This window comes from Sphingopyxis granuli NBRC 100800 (genome assembly GCF_001591045.1).
GTDB lineage: Bacteria > Pseudomonadota > Alphaproteobacteria > Sphingomonadales > Sphingomonadaceae > Sphingopyxis > Sphingopyxis granuli.
Map to the genome: position 1 here is coordinate 25,843 of NZ_BCUA01000001.1, position 20,388 is coordinate 46,230.

General features: G+C 61.2%; 20 protein-coding genes and 1 other annotated feature. Of the genes, 13 read left to right on the forward strand and 7 right to left on the reverse strand.

The features are described 5' to 3' along the window. Positions 1-13: 13 nt before the first annotated feature. Positions 14-1,291, reverse strand: coding sequence for an NAD(P)/FAD-dependent oxidoreductase (locus tag SGR02S_RS00135; protein ID WP_067104907.1), 1,278 nt, complete (start codon positions 1,289-1,291; stop codon positions 14-16). Between the two features lie 83 nt (positions 1,292-1,374). Between SGR02S_RS00135 and SGR02S_RS00140 the strand changes: the two genes are divergently transcribed. The 11 genes from SGR02S_RS00140 to SGR02S_RS00190 all read left to right on the forward strand — a co-directional run bounded on the left by SGR02S_RS00140 (position 1,375) and on the right by SGR02S_RS00190 (position 11,745). Next, positions 1,375-1,713, forward strand: a complete 339-nt coding sequence (locus SGR02S_RS00140) for a rhodanese-like domain-containing protein (RefSeq protein WP_067104909.1) — start codon at positions 1,375-1,377, stop codon at positions 1,711-1,713. A gap of 38 nt (positions 1,714-1,751) precedes the next feature. Next, the gene (locus SGR02S_RS00145) at positions 1,752-2,804 is read left to right on the forward strand and encodes an efflux RND transporter periplasmic adaptor subunit (protein ID WP_174521632.1); all 1,053 of its coding nucleotides are present in this window, start codon (positions 1,752-1,754) and stop codon (positions 2,802-2,804) included. Next, positions 2,801-6,022, forward strand: coding sequence for an efflux RND transporter permease subunit (locus tag SGR02S_RS00150; RefSeq protein ID WP_067104913.1), 3,222 nt, complete (start codon positions 2,801-2,803; stop codon positions 6,020-6,022). The genes SGR02S_RS00145 and SGR02S_RS00150 overlap by 4 nt, the downstream gene beginning before the upstream one ends. Further along, positions 6,019-6,342 (forward strand): ArsR/SmtB family transcription factor, encoded by a 324-nt coding sequence (locus SGR02S_RS00155; protein ID WP_067104915.1) that lies wholly within the window; start codon positions 6,019-6,021, stop codon positions 6,340-6,342. The genes SGR02S_RS00150 and SGR02S_RS00155 overlap by 4 nt, the downstream gene beginning before the upstream one ends. Positions 6,343-6,416: 74 nt before the next feature. Continuing rightward, the gene (locus SGR02S_RS20465; RefSeq protein WP_255211340.1) at positions 6,417-6,548 is read left to right on the forward strand and encodes a hypothetical protein; all 132 of its coding nucleotides are present in this window, start codon (positions 6,417-6,419) and stop codon (positions 6,546-6,548) included. Between the two features lie 160 nt (positions 6,549-6,708). Next, positions 6,709-6,939: a hexameric tyrosine-coordinated heme protein gene (locus SGR02S_RS00160; RefSeq protein WP_067104917.1), complete on the forward strand. Its 231-nt coding sequence runs from the start codon at positions 6,709-6,711 to the stop codon at positions 6,937-6,939. Between the two features lie 29 nt (positions 6,940-6,968). Next, positions 6,969-7,178 carry a hypervirulence associated TUDOR domain-containing protein gene (locus SGR02S_RS00165; protein WP_067104919.1) on the forward strand — a complete coding sequence of 70 codons (210 nt, stop codon included), beginning with the start codon at positions 6,969-6,971 and terminating at the stop codon, positions 7,176-7,178. Next, the gene (locus SGR02S_RS00170) at positions 7,178-7,741 is read left to right on the forward strand and encodes a DUF488 domain-containing protein (RefSeq protein ID WP_067104921.1); all 564 of its coding nucleotides are present in this window, start codon (positions 7,178-7,180) and stop codon (positions 7,739-7,741) included. The genes SGR02S_RS00165 and SGR02S_RS00170 overlap by 1 nt, the downstream gene beginning before the upstream one ends. A gap of 32 nt (positions 7,742-7,773) precedes the next feature. Then, positions 7,774-9,309 carry an FMN-binding glutamate synthase family protein gene (locus SGR02S_RS00175; protein ID WP_067104922.1) on the forward strand — a complete coding sequence of 512 codons (1,536 nt, stop codon included), beginning with the start codon at positions 7,774-7,776 and terminating at the stop codon, positions 9,307-9,309. A 15-nt stretch (positions 9,310-9,324) separates the two neighbouring features. Continuing rightward, positions 9,325-10,553 (forward strand): IS3 family transposase gene (locus SGR02S_RS00185; protein ID WP_156482894.1). Its coding sequence is split into 2 segments (ribosomal slippage): positions 9,325-9,613 and positions 9,613-10,553, totalling 1,230 coding nucleotides; the frame shifts between segments, so codons are not numbered across the junction. Next, positions 9,606-9,722: a sequence feature (AL1L pseudoknot), on the forward strand. It overlaps the preceding gene by 117 nt. A 94-nt stretch (positions 10,554-10,647) precedes the next feature. Next, positions 10,648-11,745 carry a universal stress protein gene (locus SGR02S_RS00190; protein WP_156482895.1) on the forward strand — a complete coding sequence of 366 codons (1,098 nt, stop codon included), beginning with the start codon at positions 10,648-10,650 and terminating at the stop codon, positions 11,743-11,745. A gap of 472 nt (positions 11,746-12,217) precedes the next feature. Here the strand turns inward: SGR02S_RS00190 and SGR02S_RS00195 are convergent, their stop codons facing one another. The 4 genes from SGR02S_RS00195 to SGR02S_RS00205 all read right to left on the reverse strand — a co-directional run bounded on the left by SGR02S_RS00195 (position 12,218) and on the right by SGR02S_RS00205 (position 15,988). Continuing rightward, positions 12,218-12,844 carry a DUF924 family protein gene (locus tag SGR02S_RS00195; protein WP_255211341.1) on the reverse strand — a complete coding sequence of 209 codons (627 nt, stop codon included), beginning with the start codon at positions 12,842-12,844 and terminating at the stop codon, positions 12,218-12,220. 277 nt (positions 12,845-13,121) lie between these two features. After that, on the reverse strand, positions 13,122-13,232 hold the full coding sequence (cydX, locus tag SGR02S_RS19330) for a cytochrome bd-I oxidase subunit CydX (RefSeq protein WP_082796841.1): 111 nt from the start codon (positions 13,230-13,232) through the stop codon (positions 13,122-13,124). Between the two features lie 14 nt (positions 13,233-13,246). Then, a complete protein-coding gene (gene cydB, locus SGR02S_RS00200) occupies positions 13,247-14,395 on the reverse strand; it encodes a cytochrome d ubiquinol oxidase subunit II (RefSeq protein ID WP_067104930.1) in 1,149 nt (382 codons plus the stop codon). A gap of 12 nt (positions 14,396-14,407) precedes the next feature. After that, positions 14,408-15,988, reverse strand: a complete 1,581-nt coding sequence (locus tag SGR02S_RS00205; protein WP_067104931.1) for a cytochrome ubiquinol oxidase subunit I — start codon at positions 15,986-15,988, stop codon at positions 14,408-14,410. 91 nt (positions 15,989-16,079) lie between these two features. On the opposite strand from SGR02S_RS00205, the gene cydD reads away from it, so the two are divergent. Together cydD and SGR02S_RS00215 are read left to right on the forward strand one after the other, a co-directional pair. Next, positions 16,080-17,660 (forward strand): thiol reductant ABC exporter subunit CydD, encoded by a 1,581-nt coding sequence (gene cydD / locus SGR02S_RS00210; protein ID WP_067104932.1) that lies wholly within the window; start codon positions 16,080-16,082, stop codon positions 17,658-17,660. Continuing rightward, positions 17,657-19,267 carry an amino acid ABC transporter ATP-binding/permease protein gene (locus SGR02S_RS00215; protein WP_067104933.1) on the forward strand — a complete coding sequence of 537 codons (1,611 nt, stop codon included), beginning with the start codon at positions 17,657-17,659 and terminating at the stop codon, positions 19,265-19,267. The genes cydD and SGR02S_RS00215 overlap by 4 nt, the downstream gene beginning before the upstream one ends. Before the next feature lie 26 nt (positions 19,268-19,293). Here the strand turns inward: SGR02S_RS00215 and SGR02S_RS00220 are convergent, their stop codons facing one another. Both SGR02S_RS00220 and SGR02S_RS00225 read right to left on the reverse strand, forming a co-directional pair. After that, positions 19,294-19,668 carry an ArsR/SmtB family transcription factor gene (locus SGR02S_RS00220; RefSeq protein ID WP_067104934.1) on the reverse strand — a complete coding sequence of 125 codons (375 nt, stop codon included), beginning with the start codon at positions 19,666-19,668 and terminating at the stop codon, positions 19,294-19,296. Next, the gene (locus SGR02S_RS00225) at positions 19,665-20,330 is read right to left on the reverse strand and encodes a peroxiredoxin (RefSeq protein WP_067104935.1); all 666 of its coding nucleotides are present in this window, start codon (positions 20,328-20,330) and stop codon (positions 19,665-19,667) included. The genes SGR02S_RS00220 and SGR02S_RS00225 overlap by 4 nt, the downstream gene beginning before the upstream one ends. Positions 20,331-20,388 lie beyond the last annotated feature (58 nt).

Consider the following 20,388-nt stretch of genomic DNA (forward strand, 5'->3'; position numbering starts at 1 on the left):
CGCTCGAGGACAATCAGAAACGCAGCTTGCGGATACCCATCGCGTGCATCGCCAGCCTTTCGTAGAAAGGCTCACTCTCGCCCTTGCGGATCTTGCGCAGGAAATATTTCTCGAAGCCGATCTTGGCCAAATGGACCCATTTGCCTTCCGACGCCCAATTGACGTTGCGCGGTGGAAGCTGGGGTTGGGCGACGAAGGCTACGCCGCTATCGCCGAAATCGGCGAGGCAGACCGCGTTCCATGTCGCTTCTGCGATCGGCTCCTTGCCTTCGAGAATCGATGCGAGGTTGGCCGCGATCGCTGTCACCATGCTCTCGATCATGAAGCCGGTCTTTGGCACGCCCACCGGCACCGGGGTAGGACCTGTCGGCGGGATCGCGACGCAGACGCCCAGCGCGAAGATTTCGGGGAAGGTGGGATTGCGTTGGTGCTTGTCGACGATGACGAAACCGCGCGGGTTGGTGAGGCCTTCGATGTCACGGACGGCGGGAACGCCCCGGAAGGCAGGCAGCATCATCGAATAGCCGAACGGCAGATCGTGGGCCTTCCTGACCGAGCCGTCCTCGTTCACTTCCTCGACGTGCATGACGCCGGCTTCGACCTTGGTTACGCGCGCATTGGTGATCCATTTGATATGGCGGTCGCGCATCTCGCTCTCGAGCAGGGATTTGGTATCGCCGACGCCGTCGAGACCGAGATGGCCGATATAGGGCTCGGGCGTCACATAGATCATCGGCACCTTGTCGCGGATCTTGCGGCGGCGCAGTTCAGTGTCGAGGATCATCGTGAATTCATAAGCCGGGCCGTAGCAGGATGCGCCCTGGACCGCACCGACGATGATGGGGCCGGGATTCTCCACGAAGGCGTCGAAGGCATCGGCCGCGTCGGCGGCATGGGCAGTCTGGCAGACCGAGACGGTATGGCCTTGCGGCCCCAGTCCTTCGATCTCATCAAAAGCCAGGTCGGGTCCGGTGGCAATTACAAGATAATCGTAATTGAGTGAGGTTCCGTCATTGAGTTCGAGTCGCTTTTCGCTGGCATGGACCCGCTTCGCGCCGACCGAGTTGAAACCGATCTTCTTTTTCGCGAACACTGGAGGGAGATGGACCTGGATGGCTTCCGGCGCGCGCCAGCGCACCGCGACCCAGGGATTGGACGGAATGAAGTTGTAGGTATCCGTATCGGATATGGTCATGACATCGGCGCGGCCTTTAACCGCAGCCTTGATCTCATAGGAAGCGATCGTGCCTCCGAGACCCGCGCCCAGCACCACGATCAACGGCTTGCCCATCTGCGTGTCCTTCCTGATTCACTAACATTGACTAATATAAGGATTACACGTTATATGCAATCGTCAAACTGAAGGAGGGCCTCATGCTCGGATTCAAGAAGCGCAATCCTCACCGCGAGATCGGTCCCGCCGAACTGGACGCCATGCTGAAGGAGGGCAAAGCGCTCCTGATCGACGTGCGCGAAGCGGATGAGTTCGCAACCGGCCACATTACGGGCGCAATAAACATGCCACTGTCGGGCTTTTCACCTCGTAATATCCCGGATCCCCAAGGACGAACGGTCGTGCTGCAATGTGCGGGCGGGAAGCGTTCGGGGCAAGCGCTGGACCAGTGCGCGCAGGCCCAGAGCGCGATCGACACCCATCTCGCTGGTGGCATTGGTGCCTGGAAAAATGCGGGATTGCCGGTGGCCGGCGGCTAGGTGCGTAAGAGAGGGCCAGGCAGAGGGGTATGAACGGTATGGGCAAGTGGCTCTGGTTGGCGAGCGCCGCGCTGGCGCTATCGGCGTGCGGTAGTCAGCCGGAGCAAAATGAGGTGGCAGCGACACTGCCTGCGGGCGACATGGTGCGACTCGCCCCCAGGGAGATTCCCGACATGAAGGCGGTGGGCGCGGAGGTCGCCACGCGCGATCAGGCTGAAGTGCTCGCGCGTATTCCCGGCATCCTGACGTCGCTTTCTGTACGTGCCGGCGATACGGTGCAGAAAGGCCAGCGGATCGGCATGATCGTCGACTCGCGGCTCGGCTATGAGACCAGCGCTTACGGCGCGCAGGCGGCTGCCGCGCAGGCCGAAGCCGCGCGTGCCAATGCCGATCTCGCGCGCATCCGCGATCTCTACAACAACGGCGTCTATGCCAAGGCACGTCTCGATCAGGCGGTGGCTGCCGCGCGCGCGGCCGACGCACAGGTCGCCGCCGCCCGCGCGCAGCAGGGCGCGAGCGCCAGCATCGCGGGGCAGGGGGCGGTGATTGCCCCTGCAAGCGGCCGCGTGCTCCGCGCCGATATTCCCGCAGGCTCGCCGGTGGCGCCGGGCATGTCGATCGCGACCGTCACCGCGGGCCCTCCGGTCCTGCGCCTGATGCTGCCGGAGGCGGTTGCCGGGCAGGTCCGCCCCGGTGCGCGCGTGATCGTCAATGAAACGGTTTTCAGTGATTCCGGGATGCCCTCCGGGTCGCGCGAGGGCAGTGTGACGCAGGTCTATCCCGCGATCACTGGAGGTCAGGTTCGCGTCGATGCGGCCCTGCCGGGCCTTTCAACGCAATTCGTTGGCCGCCGCGTGAGCGCATCAGTCGAGATCGGCACGCGCAAGGCGTTGGTGGTGCCGCGCGCCTTTGTCACCACCCGCTACGGGATAGATCAAGTACAGGTGGTGAGTGAAGGCAAGCGTCTCAGCATGGTGCCGGTCCAGATTACGCAGACGGCCGATCCCGCCATGGTTGAGATATTGAGCGGGGTGTCTGCCGGCGACACGCTGTTCGCGGGCCAAGTGCCGACCAAGGCGCCGGGCAAATGAAGCTCGGCATTTCCGGACGCCTAACAAAGGCCACCATTACCTCGCCCCTGACGCCGCTGTTTCTTCTCGCGGCGATCGCCGTTGGTCTGCTGGCTCTTCTTTCCATCCCCCGGGAGGAGGAGCCGCAGATCAGCGTGCCTATGGTGGACATTCAGGTGATGGCCCCGGGTCTGTCCGCCGCCGATGCGACCGAACTGGTCGGCATTCCGCTGGAGACGATCGTCAAAAGCGTCGATGGCGTCGAGCATGTCTATACCCAGGCGCAGGATGATGGCGTGATGGTGACGGCGCGCTTCCTCGTCGGGTCAAACGCGGACGATGCGGCGATCCGCATTGAGGAGAAGCTGCGCGCCAATTGGGACAAAAAGCCCATCGGCATTCCCGATCCCAAAGTGACGGTGCGCGGCATCAATGATGTTCCCGTCGTCGTTCTGACCCTCTCCCCCAAGCCGGGCGCGGCAGGCCAGTGGAATGATGCCAGCCTTTATGAGTTGGCCGCCAAGCTACGCACTGAAATCGCCAAGGTCGATAATGTCGGTCTCACCTTCCTTGTTGGCGGACGCCCCGAGGAAATCCGCATCGCGCCCGATCCTGCCAGGCTGCGCCAATATGGCGTGCCGCTGGGCAGCGTGATTGAAGCGGCGAGCCAGGCCAGCCGGAGCTTTCCGTTGGGCAATATCCGCGAGGACGGAAAAGCAGTCGGCGTGACTGCGGGCCGCACACTGTCTTCGGCGCAGGAAGTCGGGCTTTTGACTGTGCGGTCGGCCGCCGGCGCGCCTGTCTATCTGCGCGATGTCGCAAGTGTCACCCAGGGGCCGCGCGAGGAGCAGGCACGGGCCTGGCGCTGGGCGAAGGCGGATAATGGCAAATGGAATTCGGCGCCCGCCGTCAGCATCGCCTTCGCGAAACGCGCCGGGGCCAATGCGGTCGTGGTGTCCGATGCCATTCTTGAGCGGGTCGAGAGCCTGCAAGGCAAGCTGATCCCCGATGATGTCGAGGTCGCCGTGACCCGCAATTATGGCGAGACGGCGAACGAGAAGGCGAACGAACTGCTGTTCCACCTGGCGCTGGCGACGGTTTCCATCGTCGTGCTGATCGGCTTCGCGATCGGCTGGCGCGAGGCTGGCGTGACTGCTGTGGTCATCCCGACGACGATCTTGCTCACCATGTTCGCCTCGAACCTGATGGGCTACACGATCAACCGGGTCAGCCTATTCGCGCTCATCTTCTCCATCGGTATCCTTGTAGACGATGCTATCGTCATGATCGAGAACATCGCCCGTCATTGGACGATGGACGGCGTTGGCGACGAGGGTGGACGAAGCCGCACCCAGGCCGCGATCGAGGCCGTGGCCGAAGTCGGCAATCCGACCGTAGTCGCCACCTTGACCGTGGTCGCGGCGCTGCTCCCGATGCTGTTCGTCTCCGGATTGATGGGACCGTATATGGCGCCGATCCCGGTCAATGCTTCGGCCGCGATGATCTTCTCCTTCTTCGTCGCTGTCGTAATCGTCCCGTGGTTGATGATCCGCTTTGCGAGGCGGACGCTGGCCAATGGTCACGGCTATGATGAAAGCGGTGGCAAGCTGGGGAAGCTCTATGCCCGCGTTGCGCATCGCGTGATCGACACCCGCAAGTCCGCCCGCAACTTCCTGATTGCGGTCGGCGTGGCGACGCTCGTTGCCTGCTCGATGTTCTATTTCAAGGCCGTCACCGTGAAGCTGCTCCCCTTCGACAACAAGTCGGAGGTTCAGGTTGTGGTCGACATGCCCGAAGGCACGGCGCTCGAAAGCACGGGCCGCGTGCTGGAGGATGTCGCCGGCATCGCGCGGGGTCTCCCCGAGGCGACGTCGATGGAAGCCTATGTTGGCACGTCGGCGCCATTCAACTTCAACGGCCTTGTCCGGCACTATTTCCTGCGCTCACAGCCCGAACAGGGCGATGTGATGGTGACACTGCTGCCCAAGGGTGACCGCAGCCGATCGAGCCATGACATCGCGCTCGACCTGCGCGAGCGGCTGAAGGCGCTCAAGCTCCCGACAAGCGCCTCGATCAAGGTCGTCGAGACGCCACCGGGGCCGCCGGTGCTCGCGACATTGCTGGCGGAGGTCTATGGCCCCGATGCCGCCACCCGCGAAAAGACGGCGACCGAGCTGGAAAAGATTTTCAGATCGGTTCCTTTCATCGTCGACGTCGACAACAGTTTCGGCACGCCGCGTCCGAAGCTACGCCTTGATATCCAGCGCGACCGCATCGACTATTATGGCCTGTCGCCGCGCCAGGTTGCGGACAGTATCGGAATGCTTATGGGCAGCCAGACGGTGGGCTACGCCCCGCGCGGGGACGGGCGGTCCCCGCTCCCGATCACCATCGCGCTCGAGCAGAAGGACAGGAGCTGGACGCAGGCGCTTTCAAGCACGCCGGTCGCACAGGCGCCGGGTGGCCAGCTCATCGACCTGGGCGCCGTGGTTGACGCCCGCACCGAGACGGGAAGCACCGCTATCTTCCGCCGCGATGGCCGCTATGCTGACATGGTGACCGCCGAACTTGCCGGGGCCTATGAAGCGCCGATCTATGGCATGTTGGCGGTCAACGGCGCAGTGGACGGCTATGATTGGGCGGCCAAGGGACTGGCGAAGCCGGAAGTCCGGCTCAACGGTCAACCCAAAGATGAGAGCGTATCTTCGCTTCTATGGGACGGCGAATGGGAGATCACCTGGGTTACGTTCCGCGACATGGGCGGTGCCTTCATGGTCGCCTTGCTGGGGATTTATATCCTTGTCGTCGCGCAGTTCAGGAGCTTTCGCCTGCCGCTGGTCATTCTGACCCCGATCCCGCTGACCCTCGTCGGCATCGTCATCGGCCACATGCTGTTCCGCGCGCCCTTCACGGCAACGTCGATGATCGGTTTCATCGCGCTGGCCGGCATTATCGTGCGCAACTCTATCCTGCTGGTCGACTTCATCCGCCATGCGGCTTCGCCGGACAAATCGCTGCGCGACGTGCTGCTCGAAGCCGGCACCATAAGATTCAAGCCTATCGTTCTGACGGCTGCTGCGGCGATGATCGGTGCCGCCGTGATCCTGACCGACCCGATTTTTCAGGGCCTTGCAATCTCGCTGCTGTTCGGCCTTGCGTCCTCGACGCTGCTGACCGTGTTGGTTATTCCGGCCATCTATGTCGTGCTCAGAGACGATGGGAAACCTGCGACCAGATGATGCCGCTCGATACGTCCCTTGCGCAACTCGCCCAGCATGCCGCCCATGCGGCGAGCGTGCTGAAGCTGCTCGCAAATGAACAGCGCTTGCTGATCCTTTGCCGGCTGACCCAGGGCGAATTCGCCGTGGGACAAATGGTGGAGCTGTGCGGGCAATCGCAATCGAGCGTATCCCAGCATCTGGGGCGGTTGCGCGAAGGCGGCCTGGTCAAGACCCGGCGTGATGGAACGACGATCTACTACAGTCTTGCCGATGATGGCGTTCGCAAGCTTGTCGACATGCTGTGCGACCGTTTCGGTCCGTCCAGTGGAGTATCGTAAACTGCCCGACGCGGCGCGCTGCCCCTCCGTTACTGAAAGCCCTGTCGCTTAGCACCTGTGCATCGCGCGAGTTGGTGGCCGGGTTCACGGCGGCGATGTCGGCCGAAGGGGTGCAGGGCGCGGTTGGCGTCTGTTTCAGCATCGCTCCGGCACTCGCCGCGCAGTTCTCGAAGAAGGACGAGGCGAGCGTCGGGCGCACGATCTAAAATCTGGGCGGCCTCGCTCCGCTGACATTATCCGCACGATCAGGCGACCGGCTTTGTACCGGGCCAGCAATGCCGGCGCGCTATGCACGGAATTGGTTGAAAGACCCGTCCTGGTCGATAGATTGGGAAATGCTGGAGTCCTTAACAAAAGGAAGATCAAATGGCTGAGAACTGGCTTCCATCCCTCAAGACGGCGACGCCGCAGGAAGGGTTTGAACTCGCCACGAAACTTGCCCGCGTCGGCGTCAAGCTGACCCAGCCATCGGCGGACGTGCGTGACAAGCTCCGCGCCACCTATGAACAGGATGCGGCGCAACTGATCGCTTCTTCGCAGGTCATCGCCATCCATTTCCAGACGGTAGCTGCCGCCAATGATTACTGGCGCGGCTGATCCGCTTGTCGCGAAACAGGGCAAGCATCTTGGCAAAATATGCGGTCGGCGATCATGTGCGCTGGAACTCCGAAGCCGGCCATGTGACCGGCAGGATCATCCGGGTTCATCATGCGGATTTCGACTATAAGGGGCATCGGCACCGGGCTTCGAAGGACGATCCGCAGTACGAGATCAAGAGCGACAGAACGGATCACATCGCGGCCCACAAGGAAGCCGCATTGACCCGGATCGGATGATGGCCGTCCAATTCGTCACGATTGGCCACTCTAACCGAAGTCTCGACGAATTCCTTGATATGCTGCGCGCCGCCCAGGTCGGTGAGGTGATCGACGTCAGGCGGTTTCCGCGATCGCGGACCAACCCTGCCTATAATATCGACCGACTGCCCGAAGCCCTTGCGCCACTACAGATCGGCTATCGTCACTGGCCCGTTTTGGGCGGTCGGCGGCCAAGGCAGCCAGGCGTCGACGAGCAGATCAACGCGCTCTGGCGGGTGCAAAGCTTTCACAACTATGCCGACTATGCCTTGAGCGATGAATTCGCCGCGGCACTCGGCCGACTGGAGCGCCTTGGCCGGAATCGTCGCCTGGCCTTGATGTGCTCGGAGGCAGTCTGGTGGCGGTGCCACCGCCGTATTATCGCCGACCATCTCCTGTTGGATGGCTATGCCGTCGATCATTTGATGGGACCTGGTCATAGCGAGCACGCCACGCCCACGCCGGGCGCGGAGAAAACCACACAGGGGAAAGTTGTCTATCCCGCATCGAGTCCGGCGTCACATGCAGATGATGAGACTTGATTTCTGGCAGGCGGATTGACGGGGGAGGTATAATGTCGCGTTATTTCGTTCTGGCTCTGGTCGTTCTGCTTTCGCTGGTTAGCGCGATCCTCGCCAATGCCGTCCATCCGGCATTGGGATGGCCACTCGTCCTTTTGTTGCCGCTCGCTCTTCTGGGAGCGCATGATCTCATCCAGCGACAGCATGCAATTTGGCGGAATTATCCGATTATCGGACATATGCGCTTTCTGCTCGAAACTTTCCGGGCCGAGATCAGGCAGTATTTTATTGAAGGGGAAAAGGATCAGTTGCCCTTCAGCCTGGAACAGCGCTCCCTCGTCTATCGGCGCGCCAAACAGGTGAACGACGCCCAGCCCTTCGGAACTATTCATAATGTCGATATGCCGGGCTATATGTGGATGTCGCATGCGGTACAGCCTACGACGGTCGAGGACCCTGATTTCCGGATTACGATCGGCGGTCCAGATTGCCGGCAGCCCTATCGGGCGTCGGTTTTGAATATTTCGGGAACCAGCTTCGGGTCCTTCGGCGCACGGGCCATCATGGCTTTCAATCGCGGAGCGAAGCTGGGAGGATTTGCCCATAATACCGGCGAAGGGTCTATCAGTCCCTATCATCGTATCCATGGTGGTGATCTGATCTGGCAGATCGCTTCGGGCTATTTCGGGTGCCGCACGGCTGAGGGGGCTTTCGACCCGGAGCGCTTTCGCCTGCAAGCTGCCGATCCCCAGGTGCGCATGATCGAGATCAAGCTCAGTCAGGGGGCCAAGCCGGGCCATGGCGGCGTGTTACCCCAAGCCAAGCTGACACCAGAAATCGCCGAGACCCGCGGCGTACCGCTGGGGCAGGATTGCGTTTCTCCCGCGCGCCATTCTGCCTTCTCCTCACCATTGGAATTGATGGCTTTTGTGGCGCGCTTGCGCGAATTGTCGGAAGGCAAGCCGGTCGGCTTCAAGCTTGCTATCGGCTACCGCCATGAATTCATGGCTATGGTCAAGGCGATGCTGGAAACCGGCGTGACGCCTGATTTCATTGTCATCGACGGCAGCGAGGGCGGCACCGGGGCGGCACCGGTGGAACTGAGCAATCATGTCGGCATGCCCGTTGCCGATGGTCTGAGCTTTGTTCATGCGATCCTTACAGGCGCGGGCCTGCGTGACCGGGTGAAATTGGGAGCAAGCGGCAAGGCGATCAGCGCATTCGATTTGTGCCGGTTTTATGCACTGGGCGCCGATTATGTCATGGCGGCGCGGGCATTCATGTTCTCGATCGGGTGCATCCAGGCGCGTCTGTGCCACACCAATCGGTGCCCCACCGGCATCACCACGCAAGATCCGCTACGGCAAAAGGCGATCGACATTATCGAAAAATCCGATCGGGTCGCGGCCTATCACCATAACACCATGCACGCTTTGGCGGAGTTGCTTGGGGCAGCCGGGCTTGAGCATCCTGGAGACGTGCGTCCGCACCATATCCACGTCCGTGCCGACGACGGGCAGATCGTGCGCGGTGAGCCGCGCGCGGTGCAACTGAACCGCTCCGGGTTTGCCGGAGGCTCCAACTTCTGAGTAAGTGGAGCCGATATGAGCAAGACGACGAACAAGTTTGCACCCGAGGTTCGGACACGGGCGGTGCGCATGGTGCTGGATCACGAAGCCGATCATCCATCACGCTGGGCGGCCATTGTGTCGATCTCAGAGAAGATCGGCTGCGTTCCGCAGACGTTATTTGAGTGGGTGAAGAAGGCCGAGGTGGATAGCGGCAAGCGTGCTGGCGTGCCGACGGAGATGGCTGATCGCCTCAAGGCGCTGGAGCGCGAGAACCGCGAGTTGCGCCAGGCCAACGAGATTCTCCGCAAGGCGTCAGCATATTTTGCCCAGGCGGAGCTCGACCGCCCGTTCAAGCGATGACGGCTTTCATAGACGAGCATCGGGATGTTTATGGGGTCGAGCCGATCTGCAGGGTGCTGCCGATTGCCCCATCGACCTACCACGAGCGTGTCGCGCAGCGACGAGATCCGGCGCGGCTGTCGACCCGTGCCCGGCGTGATCAGGATCTGAAGCCTGAGGTGGTGCGCGTCTTTGCCGAGAACTTCGGCGTTTACGGGGCGCGCAAGGTCTGGCGGCAGATGAACCGCGAGGGCTGCGCTGTGGCCCGATGCACCGTCGAGCGGTTGATGCGGGAGCTGAGTTTACAGGGGGTGATCCGTGGCAAGCCTGTGCGGACCACGATCAGCAACAAAGCTGCGCCGTGCCCGCTGGATCACGTTAACCGGCAGTTCCATGCTCCGGCGCCCAACATGCTCTGGGTGTCGGACTTTACCTATGTCGCGACATGGGCGGGCTTCGTCTACGTTGCCTTCGTGATCGACGTCTACGCCCGCTACATCGTGGGTTGGCGGGTCAGCCGGACTGCTCATGCCAGCTTCGTGCTGGATGCCCTGGAGCAGGCTATCCACGAACGGCGCCCGGTTCATCGTGGCGGACTGGTCCATCACAGCGATCGCGGCAGCCAATATGTCTCTATCAGATACTCGGAGCGTCTTGCCGAAGCTGGGATCGAACCATCGGTCGGCAGCGTCGGCAACAGCTATGACAATGCTTTGGCTGAGACGATCAACGGTCTCTACAAGGCAGAGGTGATCCATCGCAGGGGACCGTGGCGATCCTTTGAGGCCGTCGAATATGCCACGCTGGAGTGGGTGGACTGGTTCAACAACCGGCGTCTGCTCGAGCCCATCGGCAACATTCCACCCGCTGAAGCCGAGGAACTATATTACGCCATGCTGGACGACGTCTCCATGGCTGCGTAACTTAAACCAAATAGCCTCCGGCAAACCCGGAGCGGTTCAAACTGGTTCGAGGTGGTTTGTTTGGTGACGCCGTCCCAGAGGTCTATCGAGGAGATTGGCAGGGCGCTCGAGCAACCTCATTCAATCTTGTCTCGGCGTAAATCCAAAAGGTGCGCCGGGTAAATTGCTTGCCCTGCCCGGGCGGGAGCATCATTCTCTCTTTGGAAGTTCCGCCATGTCGTGCGCGGAACGTTTCAAACTGTATATCGACCTTCCCGCACGCGCAGAATTTCTCCTGCTGGCAGACCTGCTTTGGAAAGAAACCTGTATGCCCATAAAAACGATCATTGCCGGGGTGGCATTGGAGGCTGACACGGACCCCGTGCTTGAGAGGGCTCTGCAATTGGCGCAAGTACATGAAGCGCGCCTGATACTCGTACATGTGCTGGAGAATCTTCTCCTTGTAGAGGAGGACATCGGAACGTGGTCAACGCTTGGTACATTGCGTCAAACGTTGGAAGATAATGCCCGCGCGCATATCGCTCTTCTGCTTGGAGATAGGGACTGTCGGAATGTCGATGTTATCATCGACCATGGACGAGCGCATGAAAGCATCGAAGCTGCTGCACGCGCTGAACAGGCCGATCTGCTGGTCATCGGCCCCGGCAATCCCAATACGCTGCGCGAAAGGCTGTTTGGTTCCACCGCCGACAGATTAACCCGCAACGGACGTGTCCCGGTCCTCGTCGTCAGAAGGCAACCGGATGAGCCATACCGCCGTGTCACGATTGCGATGGATTTTTCACCATCCTCACAACAAGCGCTGGAAAAGGCTGTTGCATTGGCACCGACCTCCATGTTTGAGATCATCCATGTCGTTGAGCTGCCCCTTTCCTTCGAGCAGGCGATGTTGAAAGCGGGCACGCCGGCGAACGAAATCGAAGCATATCGCAGAAGCAAAGCGAATGCCGCACGGTTCAAACTGAACGACTTGCTCGCTGCTATGGGACTTGAACGGCTTACTGGTGGGATCCGCCTTTTTGATGGCACGCCGGCTGACATAGTGGCCGAGCTGTCTCGCGAGGAAACGCGAGATTTGCTGGCATTGGGATCCCACGGACGCAATGTTGTCTCGCAAGTCTTGCTTGGGAGCGTGACCCGGTGCGCATTGCACAGCGCTAATCGCGATATTCTCGTCGTTGCCGCGGCTTGACGGCGGGTCTCGTGCTTATCGTTGTCTTCCCATAATCACGTAAACCCATTAGCCAGGCGCTTTGGATGCTGCGTCTGTCATATCGCCCGCCATCGCACGCAGTTCGATTGTCCTTAAGGCACCGTGCGTGTTGCACTGGCAATGCTGAAATAGATCAGCACGCGGGTAGCATTCGCGCTCGAGGTCATCAGGGGATGCTTGCTGTTGCCGGTGCCCTGCTCAGAATGAATGCAACATGCTGATGAGGCTGCCAGCGATGACGATCAGGATCAGACCGAGCGAAAACGCCGCAGCTCAGAAGCTTTCAGCCTAGTGTGGTGGATTTGAAATACGCATCATTCTAGCGGCTAGGCTTGGAGCGTATTTCAAATCCATCAACCACACTAGAATCGTATATTTGCTAGTGACCCTGATGAATCTGAAGTTCGTTCGGCGCCTACCACATAGTGTGACGAACTTCAGATTCGGGTCACTAGTCTCGGCAGCGATCGGATGGAAACGCGCGTAAGTGCGGAAAATCGTTCTTTTTTATGTATTCTCTTTCTGCCGATGTCGACTGCCTGCCGAGAATCTGATTACGATGCGGGTGACGGCTAAAGGCGGAAATGACCTGACGTACATCTTCAGCCTGCTTCTCCAGAGAACGGTAAATCTGCTGTAAGTGATCCGGGGCGTTGGACGTAATGTCTCCACGTAGGCGAATGAGAAGGTCGATACGCTCGAGGTGATCAGGGCCTTCGCAGTGGCCTAGCGGTTGGGTGTGGGCGATCTTGAACCATGGCATTTTGAGAGCTTCGTAGTGACCGTTCGCAAACCCTTCCATCGCCAGCCTCAGAGCGGCAGCATCCTGCGCGAATGCCCGCGCTTTGCTCCGCCAGAGTGACCTCGAGAACTGGTCTAGCACGATGATGAGTGACAGCCGCCCCTCCGGATCGTCCGCCCAATGATTAAGCTTATTTTCTGCTCCGCGCACCGTGAGTTCCGAAAATCGGGTGACAATCGCTTCGTCGGCGCCGCCCTGCATCCGCCAGGACCAGTGCTTGCGATGGATCTCGAGGCCCACGTCAGCATTGCGCCCTTCTGGAAACCAGAAATCCAAGACGTCACGCCAAGGCTGAGCTGGGCTTGCGGTCACGCCGGCTGCATCGGATGGCGACATCCGATTTTATCGGAACCGTGGATATTCTGCCTCCGACCGTAGCGAAGACTCTGTGGGACAGCGATTTTCTGCAAGAAATGCGCCCGGCGGTCCTGTCGCTGTTCAACATTACCGAAAGGTGGGGCGTATTCTGGATCTCGTGTCCGCATCAAAAGGCTTTGCATCTCGTGAAACCTGTCAGCGTCAGGGCACCAGCGCTTATGATGAAGGCTGGCGATCAGACTGCTGCGTCATCGTCGGGGTCAGAGTGGAATTCATGCCACATGCCGTTCAAGATACCGAACCCGACGGCGAGGCCGACGCCTAGAACCCAACTGAAATACCACATGGTAGTCGTCCTTTTCAGTAATAGTCGGGGTTGGTGTCGACGTCGCGCAGTGTGATGCGGCCGAACAGCACCTTATAGACCCATGCGGTATAGATAAGCACGATCGGAAGGAGGACGACCGTGACCGCTAGCATGATGAACAGCGTCACATGGCTGGACGAGGCATTCCATACGGTCAGGCTCGAGGCCGGGTCGATCGAGCTTGGTAGGATGAAGGGGAACATTGACAGGCCGACAGTGGCGATGATGCCGACCGCGCCGATCGACGAGCCGCCAAAAGCCAAAGCTTCGCGGTCCTTGCGGATGCCGATCCACGCCAGCAACGGCCCGGCAAAACCGAGAACAGGTGCGATCAGCATCCAGGGATATTTGCCGTAATTGTCCAGCCATGCCCCCGGCGCCGCGATGGTGGCTGAAAGCAGCGGATTGGAGGGGCCAAGCGGATCAGCGCCATGAGACAGGCGGAAGCCATAACCCATGGTAGCGACCATTGCGCCGCCAAGTGCAAACAGAAGGATCGAAGCCGCCGCTGCGATTTGGCCGACGCTGCGGGCGCGATCATGGACCGCGCCGCGTTCAATCTTGATCGCAAGCCAACTCGCCCCGTGCAGCAGGATCATCGCAACCGAGAGCAAGCCAGCGACCAGAGAGAAGGGATGGAACAAGCCGAGCAGGCTGCCCTCATAGAAGGAACGCAGATCGCTATCGAGACGGAAGGGAAGACCCGTCAGCACATTGCCGACCGCGACGCCGAAGACCAGCGCGGGCACGAAGCCACCGATGAACAGCGCCCAATCCCAACGCGTGCGCCACGCGGCGTCGGGCTTCTTGGAGCGATATTTGAACCCCACGGGCCGTAGGATGAGCGCGGCGAGGACGATGAACATCGCCAGATAGAGACCGGAGAAACTGACCGCGTAGACAAATGGCCAGGCCGCGAAGATCGCGCCGCCACCAAGGATGAACCAGACCTGGTTGCCTTCCCATGTCGCGCCGATCGAGTTGATGACCAATCGGCGTTCGGCATCGGTCTTCGCCACGAATGGCAGCAATGCGGCGGTGCCGAGGTCGAAGCCGTCCGTCAGGGTGAAGGCGATCAGAATGACGCCCATCAGGAGCCACCAGATGAGCCGGAGCGTTTCATAGTCGATGGGAGGCGCCATGACCTGTTCTCCTTATTCGGCGGGAATGGGGGCGTAGCCATTGGGCGACGCCAGCGCCGGGGCGCGATGCTCGGCAGGCCCTTTGCGGATCGCCGCCAGCATCAGCCGCACTTCGATCACCGCGAGTAGGCCATAGATTACCGTGAAGCCGATGATCGTTGTCCAGAGCTGCGCTACGGTCAGGCTTGAGGCAGCAAGGAAAGTCGGCAGAGTCCCTTCAATCGCCCAGGGCTGCCGGCCGACCTCCGCGAGGATCCAGCCAAATTCGATCGCGATCCACGGTAATGGAATGGCCCACACTGCCGCGCGCAGGAAATTGCGCCGGATGCCTTCGCGTACGCCGAAGCGCTGGATCGATGCCATGTAGAAGGCAAAGGCGAAGAAGGCGATGAAGAAGAAGCCGAGACCCGCCATCACGCGGAACACCCAGAACATGACCGGGACATTAGGTACGGTCGACCAGGCTGCCTGCTCAATTTGCTCCTGCGTTGCGTTGCGCGGGTCCGCCACGAAGCGCTTGAGGAGAAGCGCGTAGCCGAGATCAGCCTTGGCTTTCTCGAATTGTTCACGCGCGGCCATGTCGTTCTGGTTGATCTTCAGTTGTTCGACCGCGTCATAAGCCTTGATACCATGTTCGATGCGATGTTCCGCCCTGGCGACCAGTTCGAAGATGCCCGAGACTTCGCCTGTCAGGCTGCGTGTGGCGATCAGGCCGAGCACATAGGGGATTTTGACCTCGAAATAGGTTTCGCGGTCCGCGACGCTGGGAAAGCCGACGATGGCGATACCTGCCGGCGCCGGCTCGGTATGCCACATGGCTTCGAGCGAGGCGAGTTTCATCTTCTGGTTGTCGGTCAGCGCATAACCACTTTCATCACCCAGTACGACAACCGAGAGCGAGGAGGCGAGGCCGAAGGCGGCCGCCACGGTGAAGCTGCGCTTCGCCACTGCCGTCCATTTGCCCTTGAGCAGATACCAGGCCGAGATGCCGAGCACGAAGACTGATGCGCAGACATAGCCCGCGCTCACCGTATGGACGAATTTCGCCTGCGCGACCGGATTGAACAGCACTGCCATGAAGTCGGAGACTTCCATGCGCATGGTCTCGGTGTTGAAGCGCGATCCGACAGGATTCTGCATCCAGCCATTGGCAACGAGAATCCACAGCGCCGATAGATTCGAGCCAAGGGCGACCATGAAGGTGACGAAGAGATGCCCCAGCTTGGACAATTTGTCCCAACCGAAGAACATGAGGCCAACGAAGGTCGCCTCGAGAAAGAAAGCCATCAGCCCTTCGATCGCCAGCGGTGCACCGAAGATATCGCCGACATAATGGGAGAAGTAGGACCAGTTGGTGCCGAACTGAAACTCCATGGTGATGCCGGTGGCGACGCCGAGTACGAAGTTGATGCCAAACAGCTTGCCCCAGAAGCGCGTGACCGTCCGCCAGATCTCCCGGCCCGTCATCACATAGATGCTTTCCATGATGACCAGCATGAAAGAGAGGCCAAGGGTCAATGGAACGAACAGGAAATGATAGAGTGCGGTCAGGGCGAATTGCAGCCGGGAGAGTTCGATCACCGCCATGTCCATGGCAAGACTCCTTGCATGCCGGCCCGGCTTTATACGATCGCCTTGAGTCGGTTGAAAAGATAATGATTAGCCATTACGCGTAACTGAGTATATGAGCAACCCATCAGATCGATATGGCGCGGCCCTTTTCTGGATCGGGGATAGTGGCGCAGCGGTCCTCATGGCGGCAGCGCTGGCGGTAGCCGTGGCGTCGGCGGGGCAAGGCGAACGTGCGACATTGCTGCTCGCAGTGGGGAGCTTGATTGTGGCGGCTCTGATGCGCGCCGCGACCCAGATTGGGGCGGCCAATGCCGGCGAGGCGGGTGCGGTCCGAGCCAAGACACACTGGCGACGACGGATACTCCCAGGCGTTCTTGTCGCGGCGCCGGGGGATCGCCGGATGCTGGGTGAAGCGGTCGCTGATGCCGTCGATCGGATAGAGGATCTGGGCGGCTTCCACGCCCGCTTTCTGCCTCTCCGCCGGGCGGCGGTGTTGTCGCCGCTGATTATCGCAATCGCAGCCGCTTTCGGCAGTTGGGTCGCCGGTGCGATCATGCTCGCGACTCTCCTTCCCTTCGGCCTGGGCATGGCGCTCGCCGGCACGGTGGCGGCCAGCGCCGCGGCCCGCCAGCTCGATGCGCTCAGTCGATTATCGGGCTTGTTTGTCGACCGCGTGCGTGCGCTGCCCGTGATCGTGGGTTTCGGCGCGCAGGCTCGTATCGGTCGTCACCTGGCAGATGCGACACGCGAGGTCGCGGCGCGCACGATCGACGTCCTCAAGATCGCGTTCGTATCGAGCGCGGTCATTGAATTCTTTGCCGCGCTGTCGGTGGCGCTGGTTGCCCTTTATTGCGGTTTCAATCTGCTGGGGATTCTACCTTTTCCGGCTCCGGAACAGCTGACCCTCGGAGAGGCCCTGTTTGTCCTCGTCCTCGCCCCTGAATTCTATCTTCCTATGCGTCGTATCGCTGCCGCTTATCATGACAAGCAGGTCGGGGAGGCAGCCACCGAACGGCTTGAAGCCATTGCTCCCGCATTCGGACCTTCATCGAAACCCCCGCTCGTATCTCCGCCCTCACTGTGCTTCGACAGCGTGGTGATCGATTATGGCGAAACGGCTATCGGTCCATTCACGCTGGAGGTGGCCGCAGGCTCTATTTTCGCGCTGCGCGGGGCCACCGGAATCGGAAAATCGAGTCTGCTCCATGCACTTCTCGGGCTTGCGCCAATCGGCAATGGGCGCATTCTCGTCGACGGCAGGGACGTGGGCGATATCGCGCTCCCTGGCAGCATAGGCTGGGCCGGGCAATCGGTGGCATTCGTGCCGGGTACGCTCGCCGACAATATCCGGCTTGCGCGCCCCGATGCCGATGACACAGCAGTTGAAGCGGCTGCGCACCGCGCCGGTCTTGGCCCGATGATCGAGACGCGAGGGGAAGGGATGGCTTTGCCGCTCGACCATCGCGGATCGGGCCTGTCGGGAGGCGAGCGACGGCGTGTTGGGATCGCGCGTGTCCTTTTGAAAGACGCCCCGCTCTGGCTGCTCGACGAACCGACCGCGGATCTCGATGCGGGATCTGCGGCCGATATTGCCGGGATATTGGTAGCTGCCGCTAGCGGGCGCACGGTCCTCATGGTGACGCACAGCGCCGAACTGGCCGCGATCGCGGCCAGTGAAATGGTGCTCGCGTGAGCCGCGCGGATATAGAGCGGCTGCTTGTTGAGGCCATCGGCCCGGAGCGCCGCACTTTCCGCATCGCGGGCGGGCTCGCCATGATCGCGACCGCCGCCGGAGTATTGCTGCTTGGCCTGTCGGGATGGTTCATAACCGGCGCCGCGCTCGCTGGGCTTGGCGGTGTGTTGATGGTTCAGGCCTTCAACTACCTACTACCGAGCGCGATGATCCGGCTGCTTGCGATCATTCGCACAGCGGCACGTTATGGCGAACGCCTCACCGGGCACCGGGCCGCCCTGATGGCGCTCGCTGCGGTTCGGGCGCGCCTATTCGACCACATCCTGACCACTCATGACGTGCGGGCGGTATCGGCGGGCGATGCTGTGACGCGGCTCGTTCAGGACATCGACGCGCTCGAAGACAGCCTGATCCGAAAGCCTGCGCTCCCGGCTGCCCTGGTAGGAGCCGCCATCGGCTTTGGCCTCACATGGCTTGCCAGTCCTTGGGCTAGCTTCTCTCTGCTCATGTTGCTCGTCGGACTCGTCATGTGGGCGCACCTGGCGACGCCGCGGCTGCTGGCTACTGCTGCTACCGACATGGCCACGGCGCAGGCACGGCTCAAGGCGAGTATGGTAGATCATGCGTCGGCCTCGCCCGAAATTCTTGCTTATGGCTTGGCGCCGGCCATCGCGCGAAGTCTTGAAGCCGAGACGTCCGCGCTGGACAGGGCGCGTCGCCGCTTCGCAAGGGGTGAGGCGATCATTGATGCGGGCCTCACCTTTGGCGGCGGTATCGCCATGGCAGCCATCCTGTTCCTCTCTCATGCGGCGCTTCCCATGACGGTGCTGGCGGTGCTGGCGACGGCGGGTGCGGTCGAAGCTCTTTCCGGCTATGTACGTGGTGTATCGCGAGGCGCACTGGTGTCGACGGCCCTTGCGCGATTGGAAGATATAGCGGAGCAGAGTTCTTCGCTTGCGCGGACGGAGGGATCACCCACGCCGATTGGACGAACGATCGCCTTTGATCGGGGTGGCGTGCATATCCGGCTCGAAGCGGGTGAACGCCTGGGGATCGCGGGACGATCCGGTAGCGGCAAGACCAGCCTGCTCGAAACGCTGGCCGGGATTCGTCCCGCCACCGCTGATTGTGGCATTAGCCTCGATGACCAGGCTCTTGCCGTGCTGCCGCCCGGAGCGGTGCGTGCGGCTTTTGCGCTGTCGCCGCAGGATGCCCAGCTCCTGTCAGGAACGGTTCGCGACAATCTGCGCGTCGCACGCCCGGGTCTCAGCGACGAGCAGCTTTGGGCGGCGCTGGAAGTAACCTGCCTCGCGGCCGACGTCCGCGCTATGCCGCAAGGGCTTGATCAATGGGTGGGCGATGGCGGCGCGCGCCTGTCGGGCGGGCAGCGCAAGCGCCTTTCCATCGCGCGCGCCATCCTTTCAGCAAGGCGATGGTTGCTGCTCGACGAGCCGAGCGAAGGCCTTGATAGGATGACGGAAGCGCGGCTTGTTCGCGGGCTCGATAGCTGGCTTCGCGAGACGGAGGCGGGTCTTGTCGTCGTCAGCCATCGACGGGCCTTGCTGGCTCTCGCGGGCGAGGGACGCGTTATCGAGCTTGGAGACTGACGGCACCAACTATTCGTGATGTACGATTACAATATTCGAGCGAAGGTCGCCGCCGATCCCCTTGCGCGCGATCCGGCGCCCTTCGTTCCCGGTCGCACGTTCCTGGGCGAAATTCCCGCCAGAGCGCAGAGCAGTTTCGCGGTGTTTTCCAGCATGTCCGGCGCGAGGCTGTAAAGGACGAGCTTCGCATCGCGGCGTGTCTCCACCAGCTCCGCTTTGCGCAGGATGGCAAGCTGCTGCGACAGGCCGGGTTGGCCGATCCCCGTCATGGTTTCGAGTTCGCCCACCGATTTCTCGCCATTCTCGAGCAGTGTCCGCATCAGTTTCAGGCGTACGTCATGGGCGAGCGCCTTAAGGACGTCAGTGATCGTGCCGAGTTCGGTGTCGGTGAAGCTCGTCACTTGCCTGCCTCCGTGTCCTGGTCGGGGCGCGTCCGATGGAACCAGCAGGTATCGCCCGCGGCATCGAGTGCCGAGGCCTGATCCTGGTAGGGCGGGAGTAGTACGTCGTCGCCGGGGCGCCAGCCTTCGGGCGTGACGACATTGGTTTTGTCGACCCTTTGCAACGCGGCGATGACGCGTAGCAGTTCTTCCACCGATCGGCCGATGGTGGCCGGGTAGCAGAGCCTGGCGCGAATGATGCCATCGGGATCAATAAAGAAAGTCGCGCGCAGCGTGGCCGCGTCGGGCGCATCGTCCGCAAGCATCCCGTAGGCGCGGCCGATCACCATCGACGGGTCTTCGACGACCGGAAAGCTGACGGTTACACCGAAATGCTCATGGATCGCGCGTACCCATCCCAGATGCGAATAGAGGCTGTCGACCGAGACCGCTACCAGCGCACAATTAAGCGCCGCGAACCGCTCGCTGGCGCGCGAGAGGGCGATGAATTCGCTGGTACAGACCGGCGTGAAATCGGCAGGATGCGAGAACAATAGCACCCAGCGGCCACGATAATCGGACAGATTCATTTCGCCCATGGTCGACCGCGCCTGGAAATCGGGCGCGGCATCGCCGATCTGGAGCGGCGAGCAAACGGCATTCTCGTCTGCGTTGGAACTCAACTTTTCTACTCCTGGAGGCGGTAAGCCTTGTAGCCCTTTTCTTACACGGTTACATCAT